Origin of the sequence: Streptomyces sp. NPDC059009, from assembly GCF_042740175.1 — a bacterium.
GTDB lineage: Bacteria > Actinomycetota > Actinomycetes > Streptomycetales > Streptomycetaceae > Streptomyces.
Map to the genome: position 1 here is coordinate 67,857 of NZ_JBHYJB010000010.1, position 23,368 is coordinate 91,224.

Genomic DNA, 23,368 nt, shown 5'->3' on the forward strand with positions numbered 1-23,368 from the left:
CGAGCCCGCCCGGCTGTCTCAGGTGCGGTCGCCCGCGGCGACCTCGGCGGCGGCCGTCGCGTCCGCCGCCGTCTTCTCGTCCTCGATGTCGGTGCGGTCCCGGCCGCGGACGAGGAAGTAGGCGATCACCGCGGTGACCAACAGCAGGGCGCCGCCGACCCGTTCGGCCAGGTGCAGGCCGTCCACGAACGCCTCGTTGACCATGTCGGTGATCCGGGGGTCGCCGCCCTGGCCCGTGCTCTGCGCGCCGCCCGCCTCGACGGCCTTCACGACGCTGTCGCGCGCCTGGGCCGGAACCCGCGCCTCCGTGAGCCGGTCGCGCACGCTGTCGGTCATCTTCGTGGTGAGCAGCGTGCCGAGCACGGCCACTCCGAAGACGCTGCCGAGCTGCCGGGTGGCGTTGCTCGCGCCGGACGCCATGCCCGAGCGGGCGGCGGGCACCCGCATCATCACGAGGGTGGAGATCGGGGTGAGGGTCAGACCGATGCCGAGCCCGACCAGGAGGACCACCCACCAGTACTCGGAGTAGCGCGCCCCGGTCCCGTACAGGGATGCCCCGAACATCGTCATCGAGGCGAAGAAGATGCCGAGCCCGAGCGGCACGGCGCCGCCGACCCGGGTGGTCATCCAGCCGGCGATCGGCGCCGAGACCATCGCGAGGAGCATGCCGGGGAGGATCGCGAGTCCGGCGCCGACCGCCGACCAGCCGAGGACGGTCTGCAGCCACAGCATCAGGAAGTACGTGATCGCGAACAGACCGAAGTACAGGACGAATCCGGCGAGCACGGAGCCGGTGAAGACCCGGTCGCGGAAGAACGACAGGTCCAGCATCGGCTCCTTCACCAGCGTCTCGGTGAGGAGGAAGGCCACCAGGAGCACCCCGCCCGCCACATACGCGCCGACGACGAGCGAGTCGCTCCAGCCGCGCGAGCCGCCCTCGATGGTGGCGTACACGATCGCGGACATGGCGGCGATGGAGAGCACCAACCCGGCGAGGTCCAGGCGCCGTTCGGGGTTGGACGACTCCGGTACGTCCCGCAGGCCCATGACCAGGCCGAGCACGGCGATGGGCACGTACATCCAGAAGATGCCCTCCCACCCGAAGTTCTCCACCAGCGGCCCGCCGACCACCGGGCCGAAGGCGACGGCCGCGCCCGCGACGGCGGCCCAGATGCCGATGGCCGTGCCGCGCTCGCCGCTGTCGGTGAAGACGTGCCGGATGATCGAGAGCGTGTTGGGCATGAGCAGCGCGGCGCCGACGCCGAGCACGGCCTGCCCGGCCACCAGGACCCACACGGATCCGGCGAGCGCGGAGAAGACCGAGCCCGCGAGGAAGACCGTGAGGCCGGCCAGGAAGGTCCGCTTGCGGCCGAACCGGTCACCGCAGGCGCCGCCGGTCAGCATGAGCGCGGCGAACGCCAGGGAGTAGCCGCTGATGACCCACTGGATGTCCTGGATGCCGCCGTTGAGGTCGTCCTGGATGTCGGGCAGCGCGGTGCTGAGCACCGTGCTCTGCAGCATCGTGAGGGCCAGCGGCACGCAGAGCGCCGGGAGCGTCCGGTACGGGCTCCGGCCGGATCGGGCGGGGGTGTCCACCGCCATCGCACACCGTCCTGTCGGGTTGGTCTCGCAGATCGTTCTCTAACACTGTTAGACCACTCTAACAGTGTGAGTCTGCGACGTGAAGCGTCTCGCTCCCCACGACGTGAAGCGCCCCGCCCGCCACGACCTGAAGCGCACCCCCACTCGAACGGCCCGCCACTCGAACGGCCCGCGCGATCTCCCCGGGGGCCCGGGCACCGGCCAGGCTGGGAGCCATGACCGCCCCCAAGGCTCGGACAGCCGCCGTCACGGAGCACGGCCCCGACCCCGAGGCGACCGCCGACGCCCGCCGCTGGAAGGCCCTCGCGGTCTGTCTGACCGCCGGGTTCATGACGCTCCTGGACACCTCGATCGTCAACGTCGCGCTGCCGTCGATGGAGCGGGGACTGCACGCCTCGCAGGCCGACCTGTCCTGGGTGGTGTCCGGGTACGCGCTCACGTACGGGCTCGCGCTCGTACCGGCCGGGCGGCTCGGCGACCTGCGCGGGCGCCGGACGGCGTTCCTCACCGGCCTCGCCCTGTTCACCCTCGCCTCGGCGGCCTGCGGACTCGCGCCCTCATCGGGCTGGCTCGTGGCCTTCCGCCTCCTCCAGGGCGCGGCGGCCGGGTTCGTCTCGCCGCAGGTCTCCGGCCTGATCCAGCAGCTGTTCCAGGGCGCGGAGCGGGCCCGGGCCTTCGGGATGCTCGGCAGCACCATCGGCATCTCCACGGCCGTGGGCCCCTTGGTCGGCGGTCTGCTCATCCAGGCGTTCGGCACGGACTCGGGCTGGCGCTGGGTGTTCTTCGTCAACCTGCCCATCGGCGCCGCCGCGTTCGCCGCAGCCCTGCGCCTGCTCCCCCGCCGCTCGGCCGCCGAGCGCCGTGGCGGTGAGGGCTTCGACCCGGTCGGCGTGCTCCTGCTCGGCCTCGGCGTCGTCGCGGTGATGCTGCCGCTGGTGCAGGAGCAGGAGTGGCCGGGCCGCGGCAAGTGGGCGCTCGTCCCGCTGGGCGTGCTGCTCCTGCTCGCCTTCTGGCTGTGGGAGCGCCGCCAGACGGACCGGCAGCACGCGCCGCTGGTCAACGTCCGCCTCTTCCGGCTCCGTTCCTTCTCGCTGGGTGCGCTCCTCGCCCTGGTGTACTTCGCCGGCTTCACCACGGTCTTCTTCGTCTACACCCTGTTCCTGCAGAACGGGCTCGGCTACAGCGCGCTCGAAGCGGGCTGCGCGTCCGTGCCGTTCGCGGTCGGCTCCGCGGTCGCCGCGGCGGCGGGCGGCCGCCTCGTGGTCCGGCACGGCCGCAAGCTGGTCACCTTCGGCCTGCTCGGCGTGGCCCTCGGCCTCACGGGCACCATCGTGGCCGTCCGTCTCGTCCCCGGCCCGCACGCCGCGTGGGCGACGGCTCTTCCCCTGCTGGTGGCGGGACTCGGCTCGGGCCTCACGGTCTCCCCCAACACCACGCTCACCCTCTCCGAGGTCCCGGTGCGCCTCGCGGGCGCGGCGGGCGGCGTCCTCCAGACCTCCCAGCGCATCGGCTCCGCCGCGGGCATCGCGGCGGTGGGCGCCGTCTTCTTCGCCCACGTCGGCAACCACGACCACTGGGCGGACGCCTTGCAGCTGGGCCTGCTCACGGCGCTGGGCTTCGTGGTCGTGGCGCTGGTGGCGGCGGTCCTCGACCTCCGGGCGGAGGCGCGGCAGCGGGCTTGAACCGCGGATCGCCTGTGACCCGCGGGCGTGAACCACGGATCGCCTGCGACCGCTCCCGCCGCTACGACGGCTGTGACCGGCCGGGGTGCCGGGCGAGCTCCACGAGGGCGCGCGCGAAGGCCGAGTCATGCGTCCCCTGCGCCAACTCCTCCGTGAACAGCCCCGTTTGGTGGTGCGGCGGAATGCCCGCGCCGTCGAAGGTCTCGCCGGTCGCGGTGCGGAACTCCTCGTTGGGCAGGCCGAACGTCCACCCGTTGGGGAGCCTGCGCTCCAGTACGTCGGAGAAGACGCCCTGGGTGTTCCGGCCGATCCGCACGGTCGGGGCCGGGCGGTCCATCAGCGCCTGTGTGAGGGTCTCGCCCGCGCTGTACGTCTCGCCGCCGGTGAGGACCGCGAGCGGGCCCGGGTACCGCTGCCTGCCGAGAGCGGGGTGGACGTGCACGGGCTGCGGGCGGGTGAAGTGGGCGGGGTCGGCCGGGTCGTCGCGGACGCGCTTGGCGTACGCGAAGTACGGCCGGTCGGCGAGGCGCCCGGCCACCTGGAGGGCCAGGGCGTCGGAACCACCGCCGTTGATGCGCAGGTCCAGGACGAGACCGCGCGGGCCCGACCGCACGGCCTCGGTCAGCGCCTCGTCGAGGGCGGCGCTGTCGGCCGTGTAGTCGTCCCCCTTGTCGGTGTAGCCACCGAAGCCGGAGATGCGCAGATAGCCCTGCCCGGCGGGGAGTTGGGCGTATCCGATGCGGCCGCCCGCGAAGGGGCGCAGCCGCTCGCCGCCGAGGTCGATCCGCTCGATGTGACTCCGCGCGCGCTGGTCGAGGGCGGCGGACGGGATCTCCGTGCCGGGCCGGCCCTGCCCGAAGTTCCCGGTGTCCCCGGCGCGCAGCGACACATGGGCGTCGTACAACGGACTGATCATCTCCCGCAGTACGGCGAAGAGTTGGGCGTCGCTCATCCCCTCGTGGATCCGGGGCCGGTACCGGTCCCGGACTGCGCGCCAGTCGATGTTCTTCGCCTGGAAGAACGGATAGTTCTCCGCGAAGGTCTGCCAGAAGACGTCGAAGGTCGCGCGCTTGCCATGAGGCGCCGACTCGCCGCAGCGCTGCGGCAGTTCCGTCACCCGCCGCAGGGTCCGGTCGCCGGTCGAGCCCTCGTAGTGCAGCGTGGCCCGCGCACCGCCCTTGCCGGGACGCACCTGATAGGTGTTTTCATCCCCCTCGTACGTGACGGTGCCCGCCGCCCCGCCTCCGGTGCGGCGCGCGGTGTCGCCGGGCAGGCAGCTGACGGCGGTGGTCTGGTACGTGCGCAGGGTGCCGTGCCCGATGGACAGGACCGTACTGTCGCCCTGGACGCGCCAGACGCCTCGGACATCGGGCGATGCGCCGGGCCGTGCGGCGTGAGCGGGTGCGGCGGCCGTCGCCGTGCCGCCCACCATGGTCAGCAGGACGGTGGCGGCGAGCACCTTGGACGTCCGCGCCCGTCGCGTCGGTGAGTTCTCGGGGTGCACGATCTCGCCCTTTCCGTCGGCCACTTGGTTCATCCGGCCACTTGATGCGTCGTCTCAATGATCGTCACGGTGACCGATGCCGCGACATCCCGCTGACCCGTCGGTCCGTACGGGGGAAGACCCCACCACACATCGACGTAGACACTGTCTACGCGCGAGTGGTAGACAGTGTCTATGAGCCAGCGGAACGAGCACGGAGCGCAGGGAACGCAGGACGCACAGGGAGCACAGGACCAGGGCCTGCGCGCCCGCCTCGTCGAGACGGGCGTCGACCTCGTGGCCCGCGAAGGCGTGGCCGCGCTCTCGCTGCGGGAGATCGCCCGCAGGGCGGGCGTCTCGCACGGCGCGCCCCGCCGCCACTTCCCCACCCATGTCTCCCTGCTGTCCGCCATCGCACGGCAGGGCTTCGCGGACCTCGCCGAGGAGGTGGCGACGGCGCTGGCCGGGGGCGCGGGAGGCGGCAGTACGAGCAGCCCCGCTCCGCGCGCCCAGCTCGCCGACCTGAGCCGCACCTACCTCCGCTTCGCGCTCGAGAACCGCGGCATGTTCGAGCTGATGTTCCGTCACGATCTGCTGGAGTCGAAGGAATTGGGGCTGCGGGACACCAGCCTGCCGCTCTTCGCCGTCTTCGTGGACCTCGTCGCCCGGGCCCGGCCCCCGCACGGCGCCGAGGCAGCCGTGATCGCGGGCGCGCTCTGGGCCAACCTGCACGGCATCGCTCAACTGTGGGGCTGGGGAAGCCTTCAGCTGGCCACCGGCGCCGACGACGTCGAGCCCCTGCTGCGCGCGGCGCTCGACGCGCACCTGGGACCGGAATCCCCCGCACATCCTGGGCCGGAACCCCACGCGCGATGACGTCCCGCCTCCACACCGCCACCCGGCGAACCGCTCACGGCACCCACGGCACCCACGGCACCCGGAACGGGGCCCATGACCCCAGCCCAGCCTCACCCCCGGAGCCCAAAACACGATGACCCCACCCCTCCACACCGCCACCCTCCGCACCACCGGCCGACACCACAGCGACCGGGGCCGGGGCCACAGCCCCCGCCTCACCCTCACCGCCAGCGTCACCGGCGCCGTGGTGGTCGCCCTCGACGGCACGGTCCTCACCGTCGCCCAACCCGCCCTGCGCCACGACCTCGACGCCTCGTTCGCACAGGTCCAGTGGACCAGCACCGGCTACCTCATCGCCGTGGCGAGCCTCCTCGTCTTCGCCGGGCGGCTCGGCGACCGCTACGGCCACCGGCGGCTCTTCGCCCTCGGCACGCTCGGCTTCGCCGTCACGTCGGCCGGGATCGCAGTGGCCCCGGGCATCGGCCCGGTCATCGGACTCCGCGTCGCCCAGGGCGTGTTCGGCGCGCTCCTGCAGCCCGCCACGCTCGGCATGCTCCGCGCCGCCTACCCGCCCGACCGGCTCGGCCGGCCGCTCGCCGTGCGCACCGCTGCCATCGGCCTCGCGGCGGCCACGGGTCCGCTCATCGGCGGCGCGCTCACCACCCACTGGGGCTGGCGGTCCGCGTTCGTCCTCAGCGCCGTCCCCGCGTTCGCCCTCGGCGCGCTCGCGCTGACCCTCCTCGTACGGGAGGCAAGGGAGGCACGAGACGCACAGGAAGTACGGGAAGCGCGGGAAGTGCGCGAAGCACAGGAAGTACGGGAAGTGCGCGAAGCGCGGGGCGACCGCCTCGACCTGCCGGGAGCCGCTCTCCTCGCCCTGACCCTCGGCTGTCTCGTGCACGCCTGCGTAGGGCTCCCCGACGCACCGCTCATCTCACATCCCGTACTCAGCACGGGAGTTGCCCTCGCCGCGGGCCTCGCCTTCGTCCGGCACGAGCGCCGCACCGAGAGCCCTCTCGTCCCCGCATCCGTGTCCGGCTCGACGGCGCTCACCTCGGCCCTGGCCGTCCTGGTCACCGCGTCGGCGGCGATGTTCGGGGCGCTGTACGTGGCGACGTACTTCCTTCAGGACGTACTCGGACTCGACCCGCTGCAGAGCAGCCTGCGCGCACTGCCGCTGGCCGTGGCGATGGTGGCGGCCGCCCTGCTCGCGGCGGTGCTGGAGCGCCGCCACGGCGCCCGGCGCACCACGGCCGCCGCGATGGCGCTGCTCACCCTCGGGGTGCTGGCCCTGTCGCGGCTCGGTCCGGACTCGGGCCCGCTCGCCATCGGCGGCGGCTTCCTGCTGCTCGGCGCCGGATTCGGCACCGTGATGGTCACGGCGACCACGGTCGTCGTACGCCGTGCCCCGGTGGCCGACGCGGGGGTGGCGGGCGGTCTCCAGCAGACCGCGATGAACGTCGGGCCCACACTGGGAATCGCCGTGGCGGGCACGGTTCTTGGGTCCTCGGGGTCCTTCACCTCGGCGATGGGGACTGCGCTCACGGTGCTCGCCGTGGTCGCGGGAGCGGGGGCCCTGCTCAGCGGACGGCTGGGGGCGCCCTAGGGCCTGTCCGGCGGGTCTTGCCGCGGTCGCGGGCTGTTCCACGCCGATCTGCGGCGTTGTCGTCGGTTGCCAACGCTCCGCGTTGTCGCCCTCCTCCGCCTTGCATCTCGACGCACCACAGCCCGCTCACCAGCGACGGACGGCACAGCTCGGAATCATGCGGCCTGATCCGCCGGACAGGCCCTAGCCCGCAGCGGGAGCAGTGCCGGGAGCGGGGAAGTCGGCGAAGCCGGGCGCCCCCGGCTCCGACGGCAGCCTGGCCGCGCGGGCCGTGAAGCTGATCGCGTGGTACCAGCCGCACAGCATCAGCAGATCCAGGAGCTGCTCGGGCGTGAACTCCGCGGCGAGCCGGGCCCAGAGCGCGTCGTCGATGTCGTGGTCGGCGTGCAGCGCGTCGGCCGCCTCGATGAGCAGCCGGTCACGCTCGCTCGTCCAGCAGGGGTCCGTGGCACCGCCGTGGGTGAGCGAGCCGATCTGCGCGGCGGTCAACTCCGCACGCCCGGCGAACCGTTGGACGTGCACACCCCATTCATACGCGCAGCCGCACAGCGCGCAGGTGCGGTCGATGACGATCTCCCGGTCGCGCAGGCCCAGGCTGAGACTGCGGGTGAGCTGGTACGAGCCCCAGGCGTGCAGCGCCTCCGTCAGGCCGGGGTTCTGCGCATAGGTCCGGAAGAGCGCGATGGGCTCCTCGCCGGGCGGCATCATGCGCCGCAGCACTGACGCGACGTCAGGAGGGTACGGGGCGGCGACGGGTGGGATCCGGGCGGGCATGCGGCCTCCCTTCGAGCGCTTCTGTTTGAGAAGCGCTGATACGGAGGGAGGCTACTGCTTCTGTTTCCGAAGCGCCATCCTGGAGCTCAGCCGCTGCGGGCGGGATCAGCGGGCCGCGCACGTCCAGAACTCCCTCATCAAGGGGTTCGGCGTGGGCCCGGTCATCGCCACCTGCGTGAGCAGCACGGTGACGGCGCCGGTGGCCGGGACGAGGTGGGCCGTGGTGCCGGAGCCGCCGGTCCAGCCGTAGCGCCCGACGACGTGCCACGGCTGGCTCGGCTCGACGTCCACGGTGCCGCCGAAGCCCCAGCCCTGCTTCCCGGTGAAGAGCGCGCTCGCCGCGCGCTGCTCCGGCGTGAGGTGGTCCGTCGTGATGAGCCGCACCGACTCCCGCGACAGCAACCGCCGCCCGCCCTGGGTCTCGCCCCCGGCCAGGATCATCCGGGCGAAGGCGTGCAGGTCGTCGACGGTCGACACCAGGCCGCCCGCCCCGGAGGCGAAGCCGACCGCGCCGCTCCAGAGCCCGTCCGGGGTGTCGTAGGCCACCAGTTCACCGCTCTCCCGGTCCCGCTCATAGGCGGTGGTGAACCGGTCCCGGTCCACCGCCGCCACCTCGAATCCCGTGTCGGCCATGCCCAGGGGGACCAGCAGCCGCTCGGCGAGGAACTCCGGCAGCGGACGGCCGCCGACCCGGGCGACGAGCGTGCCGAGGATGTCGGAGCAGGTGTTGTACAGCCATGCCTCGCCCGGCTGGTACAGCATCGGCACCCGGGACAGCTCCGCCAGCCACTCCTCGTCCGACGCGAACTCCCGCGCGTGCGGGGCGCCCCGCGCGATCATGCCGAGGACCGGGGCGACGGCGGGCCAGGAGAAGTCGGACGGGAATCCCCATCCGGCGCGGAAGGTCATCAGGTCCTCGACCGTGACGGGCCGGGCGGCGGGGACCACGTCGTCGACCGGGGCGTCCGGCGTACGGACGACCATCGGCGCCGCGAGCTCCGGCAGCCACGGCGCGATCGGGTCGCCGAGGGCGATCCGCCCGTCGTCGACGAGCGCCATCACGGCCGCCGCGGTCAGGGGCTTGGTGAGCGAGGCGATGCGGAACAGCGAGTCCCGGGACATCGGACGCCCCGACGCGACGTCGGCGGACCCGACGGCCGCCACCTCGGTCTCGCCGCCGCGCGCCACGAGGGCGACCGCGCCGGGCAGGGTGCCGTCGGCGACGTGGGTCTTGAGGAGATCCCCGAGGCCGGCGGCTGCGTCAGCCATCGGGGACACGGGGGACACAGGGGTCTTCGGCGGCATCGGGGCACCTTCTTCGTCCGTGGGCGGCTGAGGGGGTCGACTCCCGTCGTGCGCAAAAATCATCGCCCGGCCGCACGGCGATCCGGCGCGGACGCCCCGGCACCCTACTCGGGGACGCCCAAAGACCGTATGAGTTGGGCGAGTTCCTCGCGGAAGAGCTTGTCGGGGCTCGGCGTCTGGCCGGCGAGGTGCCCGTAGACCTCCAGGGACACCAGTCCGTGCAGCCGGCCCCAGATGCGCAGGGCGAGGGCGACGGCGGCCGGGGGGAGGTCCGGGAAGGCGGGGCGGACCTTGGCGAGCAGGCCCTCGTCGAAGTCGGACCAGGTGAACTCGGAGTCCGCGTACCGCCGTTCGGCATGCGGCCAGGCCGCGGCCGCGAGCGCGGTGATACCGACGCAGACCCGGCGGGCGGCGTCCGGGGCGGGGCCGCCCTCGGGGGCGCGGTAGCCCGGCACGGGGTCGCCGTACACCAGCCGGAAGCCTTCGGGGTGGGTGCGCGCCCAGCCGCGGAAGGCGTCCGCCCACGCCTGGATGCGGGCGGCCGGATCCCCGGCGGGCGCGGACTGCCAGCCGGCGTCGACGGCGTCCGCGAGGGCGGTGTACAGGTCGTCGATGAGCGTGGTGACCAGGTCGTCGCGGGTGGCGAAGTAGCCGTAGATGGCGTTGGCGGTCATGCCCATCTCGCGGGCGATGGCCCGCAGCGTGATGGCGTCGGGCCCGCCCGTGGCCATCAACTCCAGCGCCACCTCTTTGATTTCGGCCGTCGTCTCGGCGCGCAGCCGCTCCCGCCGCCCGCCGCCGCCCGTACGCGTACTCCTGGTGCTCACCACGCGGTCACTGTACAGCGTCACTTCACTGCTTGCCGTACGAAAACTTCACACCGTATAGTCCCGGCACACCGTGCAGCAGATCGCGTCCAGGGCAGACCGCTCAAGGACCGATCAGCCCACGGCCAGATCCACTCAAGGGGAGAGTCATGCACATAGGAGTCATCGGGGCCACGGGCACCATCGGCAGCCGCGTCGTCACCGAGGCACTCGGCCGGGGCCATCACGTCACGGCGTTCACACGCGCCGCGGAAGGCGTCAACGAGGCTCGGCAGAACGTCACTTGGCGCAGCGTCGACGTGCTCGACGCGGACGCTGTGGCGGCCGCCCTGCCCGGGCTCGACGTGCTCATCAGCGGCTACCAGCCCGGCAACGCCGCCCGGGACATGGCCGACACCCTGGCCCGCTCGATCGCCGACCCCACGCTGTACGCCACCGCCGCGCGCTCCCTGCTGAAGGCGCTGGAGAGCCACCCCAGGACGCGGCTGATCGTGATCGGCGGCGCGGGCAGCCTGGAGATCAGGCCGGGGGTCACGCGGGCGGACGACGACGCGCTGCTGCACGAGACCCTCGACGCGGTGGGCCTGCCGCGGGAGTACGCGGCCGCCGTGCGCGGGCACCGGGACGCGCTCGATGTGCTGCGCACGTCCAACCGGCTGTGGACGTACTTCAGTCCCGCCGAGGACATCGCGCCCGGTGAGCGCACGGGCCGCTTCCGCATCGGCGGCGATCAGGTGGTCGTCGACGCGGAGGGGCGCAGCCGCATCTCGGCCGAGGACGCGGCCGTGGCGCTGGTCGACGAGGTGGAGCTGCCGCGGTTCGTGCAGCGGCGGTTCACGGTGGGCTACTGAACCGTCCCGCCTACCACCGCCACGGCCTCAACCACCCCTGCTCATAGGCATGTTGAGGCCGTCAGCGCGTGGCCGCACGCCGCGACCGGACGACCTCCACCAGCACCGGCAGCAGCGACAGCGCGATGATCAGGGCGATGGCGGGCAGCAGATACGTGTCGATGCTGCCCTTCAGGGAGTCGCCGAGACGGTAGCCGAGCAGGATGATCCCGATCGTCCACACCACGCCGCCCACGACGTTCCAGAGCAGGAACGCACCCGCGCGCATGCCGAGCACCCCGGCGACCGGGTTGAGGAACGTGCGCACGATGGGCACGAACCGGGCGAGGACGACGGCCTTCCCGGCGCCGTACTTGGTGAAGTAGGTCTCCGCCTTCGCCACGTACTCGGCCTTGAAGAGGCGCGAGTCCGGGCGGGCGAACAGCTTCGAGCCGAGCCGTGCGCCCAGCAGGTGCCCGACCTGCGCCCCGGCGATCGCGCACAGCGGCGCCCCCACCAACAGCGCGGGCAGCGAGAGATGGAAGCCGGGCCGGTCGAAGACCTCGGCGGCCGCGCCGGACGCGCCGACTCCCGCCAGGAACAGCAGCGAGTCACCGGGCAGGAAGAAGCCGATGAGCAGCCCCGTCTCGGCGAAGATGACCGCCAGGATGCCCGCGAGACCGAAGGCGGTGATCATCGACTGGGCGTCCAGCACATTGACGGCGAGTTCCACGAGGGCTCCTTCTCGAAGCGGTCGAACGACGTTGGTGGAAGGGCGTTGAGGGGATGGTTCTGGAGAAGTCCGCCCCGTTCAACACCCGGTCAACGACAAACCCGGTGAAACGTTGTAGGCGTCGAGCGGTCAAACACCCGGTGCGCGGACGAGCCTCCTCTTCGTAAGCTCCTCGGAGCCGACCACCTGCGGAACGATGAAGGACACCCGTGATGACCACTGATGCGCCCACCCGCCCCGCCGAGGCCACCGGCACCTTCGATCTCGGCGGTGACCTGCCCGTCCGCCGCCTCGGCTACGGCACCATGCAGCTGACCGGGCCCGGCGTCTGGGGCGAGCCCGAGGACCCGGCCGAGGCGGTGCGCGTGCTGCGCCGCGCCGTCGAGCTCGGCGTGAACCTCATCGACACCGCCGACTCGTACGGGCCGATCGTCAGCGAGCAGTTGATACGCAAGGCGCTGCACCCGTACGCGGACGACCTCGTCATCGCCACCAAGGGCGGCCTGACCCGCTCCGGGCCCGACGACTGGCGCCCCGTGGGCCGCCCCGAGTACTTGCGCCAGCAGACGGAGCTCAGCCTGCGCCACCTCGGCGTCGAGCGCATCGACCTCTACCAGCTGCACCGCATCGACCCGCAGGTCCCGCTCGCCGACCAGCTCGGCGAACTCAAGCTGCTGCAGGACGAGGGCAAGATCCGCCACATCGGTCTCTCCGAGGTCACGGTCGAGCAGTTGAAGGAGTCCCGCGCGTACGCGGACATCGTGTCCGTCCAGAACCACTACAACCTCGCGAAGCGCTCCGCGGAGGACCTCCTCACGTACACGGAGGCCGAGAACATCGCGTTCATCCCGTGGTTCCCGATGGCGACCGGCGAACTCGCCCGCCCCGGCGGCCCGTTGGACGCCGCCGCCAAGGATCACGGCGCGAGCCCCGCCCAACTCGCCCTCGCCTGGCTCCTGCGCCGCTCCCCCGTCCTGCTCCCGATCCCCGGCACGAAGAGCGTGGCGCACCTCGAGGAGAACACGGCGGCGGCCCACATCCAGCTCACGGACGCCGAGTTCGAGGCGTTGTCGGCGGCCGCCTGACACGTCGCGTGCGCACGGGGCGCCACGGAGGGACTCCCGAGGGACTCCCCTTCCGTGGCGCCGCACTTCTCCGTCACCTCCGTCACCTCCGTCATGGCTGGTACGGCGGCGGGGGCAGTTCGTTGTCGAGCAGGGCGCGGCCGAGGCCCGTCAGGGTGTGGTGGCTGTGCGGGCCCTGACGGTTCGTGCAGACCAGACCGGCGTCGCGCAGCACCCTGAGGTGTGCCTCGGCACTGGCGGCGGGGATGCGCAGGAGGCGGGCGATCTCCCCGGTGGAGGGACCGCTGCGGGCCGCTTCGAGTATCAGCGCCCGTCGCCGGGTCAACAGGGCGAAGAGCCCCGCCCGGTGGCCCTTGCCGCTGAGGCCGGGCCCCCACGTCACCCCTCTGTCGATGGGATAGACGACGACCGGCGGCAGCATCGGGTCCACCAGCGTGACCGGTGTCCGCCAGCAGAAGTACGAGGGGATGAGGCGCAGCCCGCGGCCGTTGAGGTGGACGTCCCAGGGCACGGGGTACTCCGCGGTCAGCTCGGGATAGTCCCAAGTAAGCGCGGGACGCAGCGAGTTGAGCAGTCCGTCCACACCGGCCTCCAGGTGGGCGCGGCTGCGCAGCGACCGGTCGGACTCCACGGTCGCCGACACCCGGTCCCACTCCGGCGCGACCATGAGCTCGTACATGCCGCGCATCGCCTCCGCGACGTCGTCGAGCCGCTCCCGGTCACCGTCGGCCGCCTCGTGGCACCACCGCGGCAGGGCGGGGTCGAGGCCGACCGCGAACCGCATGTCCCGGCTCAGCCGGAGCGGAGAGGTGTCCTGAACGGCCGCGAGGCCGTGGGAGATGTCCACGACCTCCATCGCCGGGGTCAGGAAGTCGGGGAAGTACGTGGACCGGTCGCTGACGATGGTGCGCAGCAGGGACCGTTGCCGCCGCAGCGCACAGTCGCTCCCGCCGAGCCGCCGCAGGGCCGCCTCCCGCCACGGCCGGAAGACCTCCCGCCCCCGCGACCCCGGCCCCAGCCGAAACAGCGCGAGCACCGTCTCCCACATGGGATCCGGCGCACTCGCCAACTGCACTCTCGCGAGGTCCTGTTCCGTGAAGTGGATGCGCAACATACCCGTCCCCCTGGGGTGTTCGACCACCGGGCCGCCGCTGCCACGGCTGCCACGGTACGCATCATGACCCCTGGACCAGCCGCCCGTGCGGCGTTGCCCCGCCTCTGTGACGTTTCATCGGTCAAGCGCGCCCACGAAGTTGAGGTACCCGAATGCGATCGGACACGCCCCGGCCCTCCACCTTGCGCAGATTGCGGATCGCCGGAACGCACAGCAGCGCCAGCGCCACCACCAGTGCCGTCGCCGCGTTGAACCACAGCACCTCGCGCACCCCGAAGAGCTCCGACGCGGGACCGGCGAGGGCCTGTCCCACAGGCATCATCGCCACCGATCCGGCCACCTCATAGGCATGCACCCGGCTCCGCACCTCGGCGGGCACCTGGGTCAGGATGCTGGTCGTCCACATCACTCCCCAAAAGGCGTTGGCCGCACCGGCGGCCGCCAGTCCCGTGGCGATCAGCGGCACCGGCAGACCGAGCGCCACCGACGCCGGCTGCAGCCAGTACAGGAGCAGCGCGACCGAACCGGCCCGCAGCGGGCGCACCGGCCGCACCCGCATGGCGATGAGCGCACCGGCCGCCATGCCGGCGCCCAAGGCCGAGTTGACCAGGCCCAGCGTGCGGGGGCCGTGCTCCGAGACGACCTCGGTCGCGATCAGCGGGATCATCGGCCCCCACGACGCGACCATGAGGACCATCCAGATCACGATGACACCCCAGAGCCAGGTACGGGACCGGAACTCCTGCCATCCCTGCACCAGATCGGACCGGAAGGAGCTCGCCCCCTTCTTCCCCTCCCCGTTGCCTGCCACGGACCGGACCGGTGCCGGCAGGCGCAGCAGTGCCAGGCAGACGGCGCTCATCAGGTACGTGAGGGCGTACACGACGAAGACCCCGCCCGGCTCGGTGAGCCCCACCAGCACACCGGCCACCGCGGGCCCCGCCATGGTCATCAGGGACTCGACGGTGCGGATGGCCCCGTTCGCGCCCTGCACATCCGCGGCGATCCGCGGGATGAGGGTGGGCAGGCCGGGCTGGAAGAGCGCGGCGCAGATGCCGTTGACGGCGGACAGCAGACAGATCTGCCAGACGACGACGTGGCCGGTGAGGAACAGCCCGGCCATGACCGCCTGCACGGCGACGCGGACCAGGTCGGCCCAGATCATCAGCACCCGGTTGTCCACCCGGTCGGCGATCACCCCGCCGAAGACGACGAACCCGGCGAAGCAGGCCGTCATGGCGGCCAGTACGCCACCCACCGCCCCGGCCCCGTGTCCGCTCAGCACCAGCCCGGCGGCCAGCGCCACCGGGGCCATCATGTCGCCGAGCCGGGCCACACCGCGGGCGGCGAAGAAGAGTGAGAAGTCACGGGACCACAGGCCCGCCGACGCGACGGACATGTCTCCGGGAGCACGCGTCATGATGGGCTCGGTGTCGCGGCCATCAGGCGCTTCGGGCAACTCAGTTGGCTCGTTGCCCGCAGCTGTCTCAGCGCCCGCACCTCTCTCAGTGTTCGCAGCTGTCTCAGCGCTCACCACACGGCACCGCCTCAATGCCCGCAACACGACCGCACGCCGCCCTGAGATCTCCACCGCCTCGCCCCCGCCCGACATCGTCACCGCCTCACCCCCGCCCGACCTCGTCACCGTCCCACCGCCCCCTGGCATCGCCACCGTCTCACCACCCCCTGACGTCACTCGGTGCGCAGCGCCGTCGCCGTACGGGCCCCGGCCGCCCACCCGGCCGGAAGCAGCGCGCCCAGCACCGCGAGCACGACGCCGCCAAGACCCAGCAGGATCAGCTGCGTCGGCGTGTACACATCGATGACCGCCGACGGCATGCGGGTGCCCACGGCGCGCCCCATCTCCGGCAGGACGAGGCCGTGCAGCACGTACCCCACCGGCACGCCCAGCAGCCCGCCGAGCACACCGAGCGCGGCCACCGAGGCGAGCACGAGGCTCACGGTCTGCCGGGGTGTCATGCCGATCGCCTTGCAGACACCCAGGTCGTGGACGCGCTCCCGGGTGTCGAGGACGACGGAGTTGAGTATGCCGAGTCCGGCCACGCAGACCAGCAGGAGGGTGAGCAGCACCGCCATCGCGTCCATGATGAGGATGACCCCCTTGCGCTCCGCCGGGGGGACGGCCGTCGCGTCGCCGCCCAGCGGCCGTACCGCCGCCGCGAGTTGGTGGGCGTACTCGTCAGCCGGGACGCCGGGCTTCAGCTCGACGAAGAAAGAACTGGGCTCGGCCGAGGGAAAGTTGGCCAGGTCCGCGTGGATCTCCGGCTCGTTGCCCGAGGTGTCGAAGGACTCACCCACGATCCGCAGGTCGGCGCTCTGCTTCTCGTAGGTCAGCCGCACGGTGTCACCGACCTCGGTGCTGGTCCGCTCCAGGAAGCGCGTGGGCACCACGACTTGTCCCTTGCCGGTGATCCAGTGCCCGGACAGCATCGCGTAACTGCCGTCGCGCGCATCGCCTTCGTAGAGGCTGGCCCGGACCGAGCCGGAGACCCCGGCCACGGCGACCTCGGTCCGGAGCTTGCCGTAGTACGACGCCGAGCCGGTCCGGGACGTGATGGCGGACCGCACCTTCGCCGGGTCGGCGGCCTTCGGCCCGGACGTGCCGGTCCCGCTGCCGTGCACGGGAGTCGGGCTTACTTCGCCGCTCCCGGCAGGAGGCGGCGCGGGCGGGGGCGCGACGTCGTTCAGTCCGACCGTCGTGACCGTGACGGCGGCACGGCTCTCGGGATCCTGTGAAGAACCGACCGCGCCCAGGGACGAGGTCAGTCCCACCGCGAAGGTCACCGCGACCGTGCCGAACGCCACCGCGAGCAGCATCGCGAGGGCACGGACCGGATGCGTGAAGGGGGTGGCGAGGCCATAGGTCACCGGCCGCGGCAGCGGCAGCCGCCCCAGCGCCCGGTGCGCCCACTGCCCGCGCCCCGTGCGCGGTGCCCGGCCGACCGCGATGGCCTCGACGGTGTGCAGCTTTCCGGCCCGCCGTGCGGGAATCAGCGCCGCGAGCCCCACGACGAGCAGGGTGGCGGCCGGCACCGCGACGTCCACCCACCAGGCCACCGTGAGCGAGACGGAGCCGTACACCGACTCGGAGTCAGCCAGCATCGGCATCGCCAGGAGGTTGCCCAGCGGGACCCCCACGACCGTGCCGACGGAGGCCGGGATCAGCGCCTGGGCCATGTAGGCGCGGACGACCTCGCGCGGGGTGAAGCCGATGGCCTTGAGGATGCCGATCCTGCGCAGGCTGGTGCCGACCGCACCGCTGATCACGCTGCCGACGATGACCACCGACATCACGATGCCGAGCACGCCGAAAGCCGTCACGAACGGGACGGTGGCCGCCGCACCCTGATCCGCGGCGCGCTTGGTGTCCAGCCAGGACTGTGTGCCGAGGAGCGCCCCGGGCCCCACAGCGGCGGTGAGCTTCGCGCGGCCGGCGAGGATCTGCTCCTTCGTGCCGGCGGAGTCGAAGCGGTAGAGCATCTGGCGCGTGCCGGGGTTGCCCCGCGACACCAGCGCGTCGACCTGCGCCGGGGTCGCCCAGGAGTCGGCGCTCCGGCCGGCCGACACGGCGAAGCCGACGACCGTGAGGGCCGGGGCATTCGCGGAGCCCGACGTCCTGAGGGTGGAGCCGACCTCGACGCCCGGCCCCTCGAACGACGGGCTGAGCACGATCTCGCCCGGCTTCCGCACCCACCGGCCGGACTTCAGTTCCACGCGGTCCACGTCACCGTCCGGACCGGACCGCCCGACCACGGTCAGCGCCGGCAGCCGGAAGCCCGACCGGTCCACCGGGCGGAACGCCGTGGCGGGGTACGGTCCCGCGCTCTCGGTGACGCCGTCCAGCTTCCCGGTCCGCGCCAGCCGCGCCGCACTCGCCTTGGCCGGGTCGAACTGTGCGGTGATGTGCGGACCTTGCTGCTTCTCGAAGGCGTGGTCGAAGGGCGCGGCCGCGGCGACCATCAGCGCCCCGGCGACCACGGCCGAGGCCACGGCCATCATCGTGGCCACGGCGATCACCACGGTCTGCACCCGCCGCCGGCCCACCCCGGAGCGCACGACCCGCCCCAGCGCACCGCCACCGAACAGGGTCACCGGCCGGCCTGCGCGTACGTGTCGCGGGCGGGACGACCGTCGACCAGGTGCAGGGTGCGGCTCGCGCACGCCTGTGCCAGCGCCAGGTCGTGCGTCACCAGCACGATGGTCTGGCCGCCGCGGTGCAGATCCAGCAGCAGTTCGCGGACGCCCTGGCCCGAGGCGGTGTCCAGCGCACCGGTGGGCTCGTCGGCGAGCAGCAGCGCGGGACGGTTGACCAACGCCCGGGCGACACCGACTCGTTGGCGTTCGCCTCCGGAGAGCCGGCCCGGGTAGGCGCGGGCGTGCTGCTGGATGCCCAGCATCTCCATGAGCTCACCCGCGCGGGCCGCGGCAGCGCGCCGGCTGCTCCCGGTCAGCTGCGCCGGGAGCTGGATGTTGTCGGTGACGGTGAGGTCGTCGAGGAGATTGAAGAACTGGAAGGCCATGCCGATGTGTTCGCGACGGAAGGTGGCGAGGGCGTGCTCGCTCAGCCGGTCGATCCGCCGCCCGGCCACGACCACGGCGCCGTCGGTCGGCTTGTCCAGGCCCGCGACGAGGTTCAGCAGCGTGGACTTCCCGCTGCCGGAAGGGCCCGTCACGGCGAGGGCCTCGCCCCTGGCGACCCTGAGGGTGAGCGGTCCGAGCGCCGGTGCGCCGGAGCTGTCGTAGCGCTTCGCCACACGCTCCAGTTCGATCACGTGATTCATGCGGGTCGTCCGTCCTTACGGTCGCGAGAGGCACCTGCCGTTGCCGACCCCGTGAACCTAGAAGCGGCCGCCCGTGGCGCGCGTCGGCCGCGGAACCGACATCTCGCCCTCCCCGCGGACGAGCCGTCCGCAGGGCCCTACCCGAGGAGGAGTCCTCCGGGACGACGCCCTGGTCAGAAAGGCGGACGCGGGCCGGGCACGGAGCACACACAATGTCCGGATGGAGACGGAAGCCGGGCGCGGCCGGCGTCAGCAGCTCATGGACGCGTTGCGCCCCGAGGCGAAGGGCGCGCCGCTTTCCGGGCGAGCGGTGCGCGTCGACGTGGTGCTGGCGGTCGTACTGACCGCCGTCGCCCTGTTCGTCGCGGTGCGCTACCCCGGCGACGGGCCGGTGGACATCAGTCCCCCCGCGGTCGACGTCGGGACCGGGGTCCCGGCTCCGCCGCCGCCCGGCCCGGCCCAGGCACCCGTGGAGGAAGACCTTCCCCCCGTGCCCTGGGCCCTGGTCGTCCTGTCGACGCTGCCGCTGGCCCTTCGGCGCCGGTATCCGCTGGCCGTGTTCGTGACGGTCCTCGCCGCGGCCCTGGCCATCGGCGGTTCCGTCTCCTGGATCACCGTCCTGGCCTGTGTCGTCGGCGCCTACAGCGCCATCGTGCACAGCCGGTTCCGGATCATGGCGATCGCCGTCCTGGTGATCGCCGCCGCGCTGTCCGGTCTCGCCTTCCGCAACGCGGACCCCCTGGTCCCGGGGTGGTCGAGCCCGGGGTTCGTGCTGCTGGTGGCCGGGATGCTGGCCAGCCTCGTCCGCTTCCTGCAGCTGCGGCTCGCGTCCAGCCGGGAGCGGGTCGCCGAGCTGCAGGAGGCTCAGGAGGAGGCCATGCGCCGGGCCGTCGAGGAGGAGCGTGCCCGTATCGCCGCCGAACTGCACGACGTCGTGACCCACAATGTGAGCGTGATGGTGATCCAGGCCGGCGCGGCCCGCAAGGTGATGGACGTGGTGCCCGAGCAGTCCAAAGAGGCGCTGCTGGCTGTCGAGGCGGGCGGCCGGGCCGCCATGGCCGAACTCCGCCATGTGATGGGCCTGTTGACGGTCCCGGACCATGAGAAGCCCGACGGCCTGGAGCCCCAGCCCGGGCTCGCCCGGCTCGATGCGCTGGTCGCACGGGTACGCGCCGCCGGGACGCCCGTGAGCGCCCGGATGTCACTGCCGCCGGAGCCGCTGCCCCCGGGGGTGGACCTCGCGGCGTACCGCGTCGTGCAGGAGGCGCTGACCAACACGATGAAACACGCACAGGGCGCGGAGGCGTCCGTCTCCATCGGTCACACCGACGACTTCCTGGAGATCGAGGTCACGGACAGCGGTGGCGCGCAGGGCTCCCCACCGGTGGAGAGCAACGGCCGCGGCCACCTGGGGCTGCGCGAGCGACTGGCTGTCTACAACGGCGAGTTGACGGCCGGGCCGACGCGAACCGGCGGCTACCGGGTCTCGGCACGCATCCCGCGGAGCGCGGAATGACCGGGGAGCGCGGAATGACCGGGGAGCACGGCATGACCGGGGAGCACGGCATGACAGCGGAGCACCGAACGACAGCAACCCGGCAACCGCTGCGCGCCGTCATCGCCGACGACCAGGCTCTCGTGCGCACCGGCTTCAAGATGATCCTGGCCGCGGACGGCATCGAGGTGACGGCCGAGGCGGCCGACGGTGCCGAGGCCGTCGCAGCGGTCCGCCGCACGCGGCCCGACGTCGTCCTCATGGACATCCGGATGCCGGAGATGGACGGCATCGAGGCCACCCGGCGCATCCTCGGGAGCGACGGCCCGCAGGAGACCCGGGTCATCATGCTCACCACCTACGACCTCGACCACTACGTGTACGCCGCGCTCACGGCCGGCGCCAGCGGCTTTCTGCTCAAGGACGTCACCCCCGAACACCTGGTCTCCGCCTTGCGCCTGGTGCGGTCCGGCGACGCGCTCCTCGCGCCCACGATCACCCGCCGGCTGATCGAGCGCTTCGCCCCCCACGAAGAACCGCGGACCATCGCTCCGCACCGCGACCTCTCCGGCCTGACCCCACGCGAACTCGAAGTCCTCCGCCTGCTCGCAACGGGCCTCAGCAACGCCGAACTCGCCTCGCACCTGTCCCTGAGCCCGACCACGGTCAAGAGCCACGTCGGCCGCATCCTGTCGAAGCTGGACCTGCGCGACCGGGTCCAAGCGGTCGTCCTCGCCTACGAGTCGGGCCTGATCGCCCCGGGCCGGGGGGCCTGACGGCTGCCCCCGGGCCGGGGGCCTGACGGCTGATCAACAGCCGGCCCTGCAGGCACCCTCACTTCTGGCGCACCGCGTCCGTGACCTGAGTAGACGATCTGGGGGTGAACAGGAAGGGCAGGCGCGGTTCGACGAGGGGTCTGAACAGGCGTCGTACGGGCGCGGACGACAACACGACCACCAGCACGACGACGACCACGGACAGGAGGACCTGCCCCGTCAGCCCGAGTGCCTGCAGGCTCGGGTACAGCCCGGCAGCCTCGGCCGCACGAACCAGCAAGCCGTGCAGGAGATAGGGGTACATGGTGGCGGCGCCCAGTGCGGTGAACGACGTGCGACGCCGAGGCACGCAGGCGAAGAACGCGGCGACCAGCACCGCACTCAGCGCGAAGATGCCGACTCGCAGGAGCAGGTACTCCTGCCAGCCCACGCCGAGTTCGTGGTAGGAGACGTCCATGGACAGCCAGTGGTCATCAGGACCGGGAGCCAGCAGGTACGCCCCGGCCCCGGCCAGGAACAGCACCGCGACGGCCACGGGGCGGGCTGCCGCGGTGCGCAGCAAGGTGAAGTGCCGGGCGTGCAGGCGCAGCCCGAGAACGAACCAGGGCAGGAACATGAGCACGCGGGGAAGCGCCAGGTCGTAACTCATCGTGGTGATTCCGGCGGTGAGTGAGATCAGCACGGCGACGGCGACGGGGTGGCGGATCGCCTGCCACAGGGGCGTGCTCAGACGCCAGAGGAAGAGCGCGATGAGGAACCAGCAGAGGTAGGTGGGCTCGGTGGGGGTGATGGCGAAGGGGTAGCCCCGTTCAGCGCTGTATGTGGCGGAGTACAGCGTTTCGAAGATGAGATAGGGGATCACCACCGTCTCGGTCATGCGACGCATCTGGGCGGGGCCGGTCGAGAAGCGTTGCGAGAAGTAGCCGCAGAGCAGGGCGAACGCCGGCATGTGGAACGCGTACACCACGGTGTGGACGGCTCGAAGCGCAGGGGCTCCGCCGATGATCTGCTCCCAGAAGTGCCCGAGGGCAACCAGGACGATGAGGAGGAACTTCGCGTTGTCGAAGAACGGGTCGCGCGCATCGGAGTGGGTCAACCGTGTCACGCCCTCAACTCGGCCGAAGGCGCAGTGGACTCCGCTGCCTGCCAGGGGGCGAGACGACTTCCCTCACGCGTGGCCCGGGTCCAGTACAGACGGCCGTCGAGACCGAGCATCGTGAGTGCGACACCGCCGGACGCCAAGGGGGCGCTCGAGGGCGACCCGGCAAGAGGGATGCCGGTACGGCTCCATCTCGGCCGGTCTTTCGCGGAGTCGGATGTGCTCCACGCCGTGGCGAGGTCTCCCGCTGCGGACCGGGCTGCGAGCAGCAGGCGGCCCCCTCCGTCGGAGACGACGCTCACCGGGCCGTACCCCCCTGTCCCTCCCAGCTCGTTCACTTCGGCGGACGGGCTGCGGGTCCGCGGACTCCGGTACCCGCATCGTGACGCGGGCACGAGGCGGTCTGCCTGGAGGCGAGCGGTCCTTACGTTCCCGGAACCGGGTTCGCGGAAGAAGATCCGGACGCCGTCGCGATCCTGCCGGACGGTCAACGGCAAGGTGGTGGGCGGCAGTCCGGTGGCCAGCGGGCCGCGGACGGATGCGCCGGTGCGGTCCTGGACCCAGGCCAGCACCGTGTGCGGCGTGGCGGCCAGCACATAGGTGCAGCCCGCGCCGTCCGTGCCGGTGACCGGATCACCGTGAACCGCACGGCCGCCCAGCTCGCGCCAGGCAGTCCAGGTCCCGTCCGGCAGTCGGGTGCACGAGGTCAGCTGGTGGCGGCTGTCGCGCAGGAACACCGTCACCGTGCCGTCGTCGCTCACCGACACCGCAGGGGAACTGATGTCGGACGTGCCGACGTCGTCGGAGAACTCCGGGGAGCCCAGGGATCGCCAGGGCGCGAAGGAGCCGTCCTGCTCCCGCTGGACGGTGAAACCCACCTCCCTGCGATAGTCAGCGGGGCAGGTACCGAAGAGGGTGCGGGTGCCGAAGACGGCGATCTGTCCGTGGGGGAGCCTCACGGCCTGGATGCCTGCGTCGATGCCGGTCTCGGTGAGGAACGCGGGTCCCCTCCATCGCACGTTCCTCTCCGGCCCGTGGCTGCCGGCCGGACGGTGCCACTGCGCGATGCGGCCGTCAAGCACGGCGTAGGCCCGGAGACTGTCTCCCCTGCCGGCCAGCAACCAGTTGGCGCCGGTGTCACCGGCGTGATGGATGCTGTGCGACCAGCGGTGTTTCGGTCGTGGGGGGGGCGGGGGGGGGGGGGCGCCCCCCCCCACCCCGCCGCAGAGGCGCGGGCGCGCCCAGCCCGCCAAATAAACAGAAGGGCGGGGGCGGGGGAGAAGAAAACAAAAAAAAA

At 72.3% G+C, this 23,368-nt stretch carries 18 protein-coding genes and 1 pseudogene (1 of these 19 running past the window's edge); 7 read left to right on the top strand and 12 right to left on the bottom strand.

Annotated elements, in window-relative coordinates:
* Positions 1-18 precede the first annotated feature (18 nt).
* The gene (locus ACFWYM_RS12250; RefSeq protein WP_384834129.1) at positions 19-1,602 is read right to left on the bottom strand and encodes an MFS transporter; all 1,584 of its coding nucleotides are present in this window, start codon (positions 1,600-1,602) and stop codon (positions 19-21) included.
* A gap of 215 nt (positions 1,603-1,817) precedes the next feature.
* Between ACFWYM_RS12250 and ACFWYM_RS12255 the strand changes: the two genes are divergently transcribed.
* Positions 1,818-3,284, top strand: coding sequence for an MFS transporter (locus ACFWYM_RS12255; RefSeq protein WP_384834132.1), 1,467 nt, complete (start codon positions 1,818-1,820; stop codon positions 3,282-3,284).
* A gap of 61 nt (positions 3,285-3,345) precedes the next feature.
* On the opposite strand, the gene ACFWYM_RS12260 is transcribed toward ACFWYM_RS12255, so the two are convergent.
* Positions 3,346-4,821: a S41 family peptidase gene (locus ACFWYM_RS12260; RefSeq protein WP_384834134.1), complete on the bottom strand. Its 1,476-nt coding sequence runs from the start codon at positions 4,819-4,821 to the stop codon at positions 3,346-3,348.
* A 141-nt stretch (positions 4,822-4,962) separates the two neighbouring features.
* Here ACFWYM_RS12260 and ACFWYM_RS12265 point away from each other — a divergent pair, with 141 nt between their 5' ends.
* Positions 4,963-5,643 carry a TetR/AcrR family transcriptional regulator gene (locus tag ACFWYM_RS12265; protein ID WP_384834137.1) on the top strand — a complete coding sequence of 227 codons (681 nt, stop codon included), beginning with the start codon at positions 4,963-4,965 and terminating at the stop codon, positions 5,641-5,643.
* A 115-nt stretch (positions 5,644-5,758) separates the two neighbouring features.
* The gene (locus ACFWYM_RS12270; RefSeq protein ID WP_384834140.1) at positions 5,759-7,231 is read left to right on the top strand and encodes an MFS transporter; all 1,473 of its coding nucleotides are present in this window, start codon (positions 5,759-5,761) and stop codon (positions 7,229-7,231) included.
* A 183-nt stretch (positions 7,232-7,414) separates the two neighbouring features.
* Here ACFWYM_RS12270 and ACFWYM_RS12275 read toward each other — a convergent pair whose 3' ends face one another.
* The 3 genes from ACFWYM_RS12275 to ACFWYM_RS12285 all read right to left on the bottom strand — a co-directional run bounded on the left by ACFWYM_RS12275 (position 7,415) and on the right by ACFWYM_RS12285 (position 10,140).
* Positions 7,415-8,005, bottom strand: coding sequence for a carboxymuconolactone decarboxylase family protein (locus ACFWYM_RS12275; RefSeq protein ID WP_384834142.1), 591 nt, complete (start codon positions 8,003-8,005; stop codon positions 7,415-7,417).
* 105 nt (positions 8,006-8,110) lie between these two features.
* Positions 8,111-9,274 carry a serine hydrolase domain-containing protein gene (locus ACFWYM_RS12280; protein ID WP_384834145.1) on the bottom strand — a complete coding sequence of 388 codons (1,164 nt, stop codon included), beginning with the start codon at positions 9,272-9,274 and terminating at the stop codon, positions 8,111-8,113.
* 140 nt (positions 9,275-9,414) lie between these two features.
* Positions 9,415-10,140 (bottom strand): TetR/AcrR family transcriptional regulator, encoded by a 726-nt coding sequence (locus tag ACFWYM_RS12285; protein WP_384834148.1) that lies wholly within the window; start codon positions 10,138-10,140, stop codon positions 9,415-9,417.
* 146 nt (positions 10,141-10,286) lie between these two features.
* On the opposite strand from ACFWYM_RS12285, the gene ACFWYM_RS12290 reads away from it, so the two are divergent.
* Complete coding sequence (locus ACFWYM_RS12290; protein WP_384834151.1) at positions 10,287-10,988, top strand: NAD(P)-dependent oxidoreductase; 702 nt, start codon at positions 10,287-10,289, stop codon at positions 10,986-10,988.
* A 61-nt stretch (positions 10,989-11,049) separates the two neighbouring features.
* Here the strand turns inward: ACFWYM_RS12290 and ACFWYM_RS12295 are convergent, their stop codons facing one another.
* On the bottom strand, positions 11,050-11,700 hold the full coding sequence (locus tag ACFWYM_RS12295; protein ID WP_384834155.1) for a DedA family protein: 651 nt from the start codon (positions 11,698-11,700) through the stop codon (positions 11,050-11,052).
* A gap of 212 nt (positions 11,701-11,912) precedes the next feature.
* On the opposite strand from ACFWYM_RS12295, the gene ACFWYM_RS12300 reads away from it, so the two are divergent.
* Positions 11,913-12,785: an aldo/keto reductase gene (locus ACFWYM_RS12300; protein WP_384834158.1), complete on the top strand. Its 873-nt coding sequence runs from the start codon at positions 11,913-11,915 to the stop codon at positions 12,783-12,785.
* Positions 12,786-12,876: 91 nt separating this feature from the next.
* Here ACFWYM_RS12300 and ACFWYM_RS12305 read toward each other — a convergent pair whose 3' ends face one another.
* The 4 genes from ACFWYM_RS12305 to ACFWYM_RS12320 form a co-directional block, all read right to left on the bottom strand.
* Positions 12,877-13,899 carry a winged helix-turn-helix domain-containing protein gene (locus tag ACFWYM_RS12305; protein WP_384834161.1) on the bottom strand — a complete coding sequence of 341 codons (1,023 nt, stop codon included), beginning with the start codon at positions 13,897-13,899 and terminating at the stop codon, positions 12,877-12,879.
* Positions 13,900-14,020: 121 nt separating this feature from the next.
* Entirely contained in the window at positions 14,021-15,319 is a 1,299-nt protein-coding gene (locus tag ACFWYM_RS12310; protein ID WP_384834164.1) for an MFS transporter, read from the bottom strand.
* Between the two features lie 272 nt (positions 15,320-15,591).
* On the bottom strand, positions 15,592-18,012 hold the full coding sequence (locus ACFWYM_RS12315) for an FtsX-like permease family protein (RefSeq protein WP_384834167.1): 2,421 nt from the start codon (positions 18,010-18,012) through the stop codon (positions 15,592-15,594).
* A complete protein-coding gene (locus tag ACFWYM_RS12320; protein WP_384834170.1) occupies positions 18,009-18,701 on the bottom strand; it encodes an ABC transporter ATP-binding protein in 693 nt (230 codons plus the stop codon). The genes ACFWYM_RS12315 and ACFWYM_RS12320 overlap by 4 nt, the downstream gene beginning before the upstream one ends.
* A gap of 220 nt (positions 18,702-18,921) precedes the next feature.
* On the opposite strand from ACFWYM_RS12320, the gene ACFWYM_RS12325 reads away from it, so the two are divergent.
* Together ACFWYM_RS12325 and ACFWYM_RS12330 are read left to right on the top strand one after the other, a co-directional pair.
* Complete coding sequence (locus tag ACFWYM_RS12325; protein ID WP_384834173.1) at positions 18,922-20,217, top strand: sensor histidine kinase; 1,296 nt, start codon at positions 18,922-18,924, stop codon at positions 20,215-20,217.
* A gap of 50 nt (positions 20,218-20,267) precedes the next feature.
* A complete protein-coding gene (locus ACFWYM_RS12330; protein ID WP_384834678.1) occupies positions 20,268-20,972 on the top strand; it encodes a response regulator in 705 nt (234 codons plus the stop codon).
* Positions 20,973-21,030: 58 nt separating this feature from the next.
* Here ACFWYM_RS12330 and ACFWYM_RS12335 read toward each other — a convergent pair whose 3' ends face one another.
* A complete protein-coding gene (locus ACFWYM_RS12335; RefSeq protein ID WP_384834175.1) occupies positions 21,031-22,077 on the bottom strand; it encodes an acyltransferase family protein in 1,047 nt (348 codons plus the stop codon).
* Positions 22,074-23,368, bottom strand: a pseudogene (locus ACFWYM_RS12340) (PIG-L family deacetylase) (it continues 1,057 nt past the right edge of the window). Before ACFWYM_RS12340 ends, ACFWYM_RS12335 begins: the two are co-directional and overlap by 4 nt.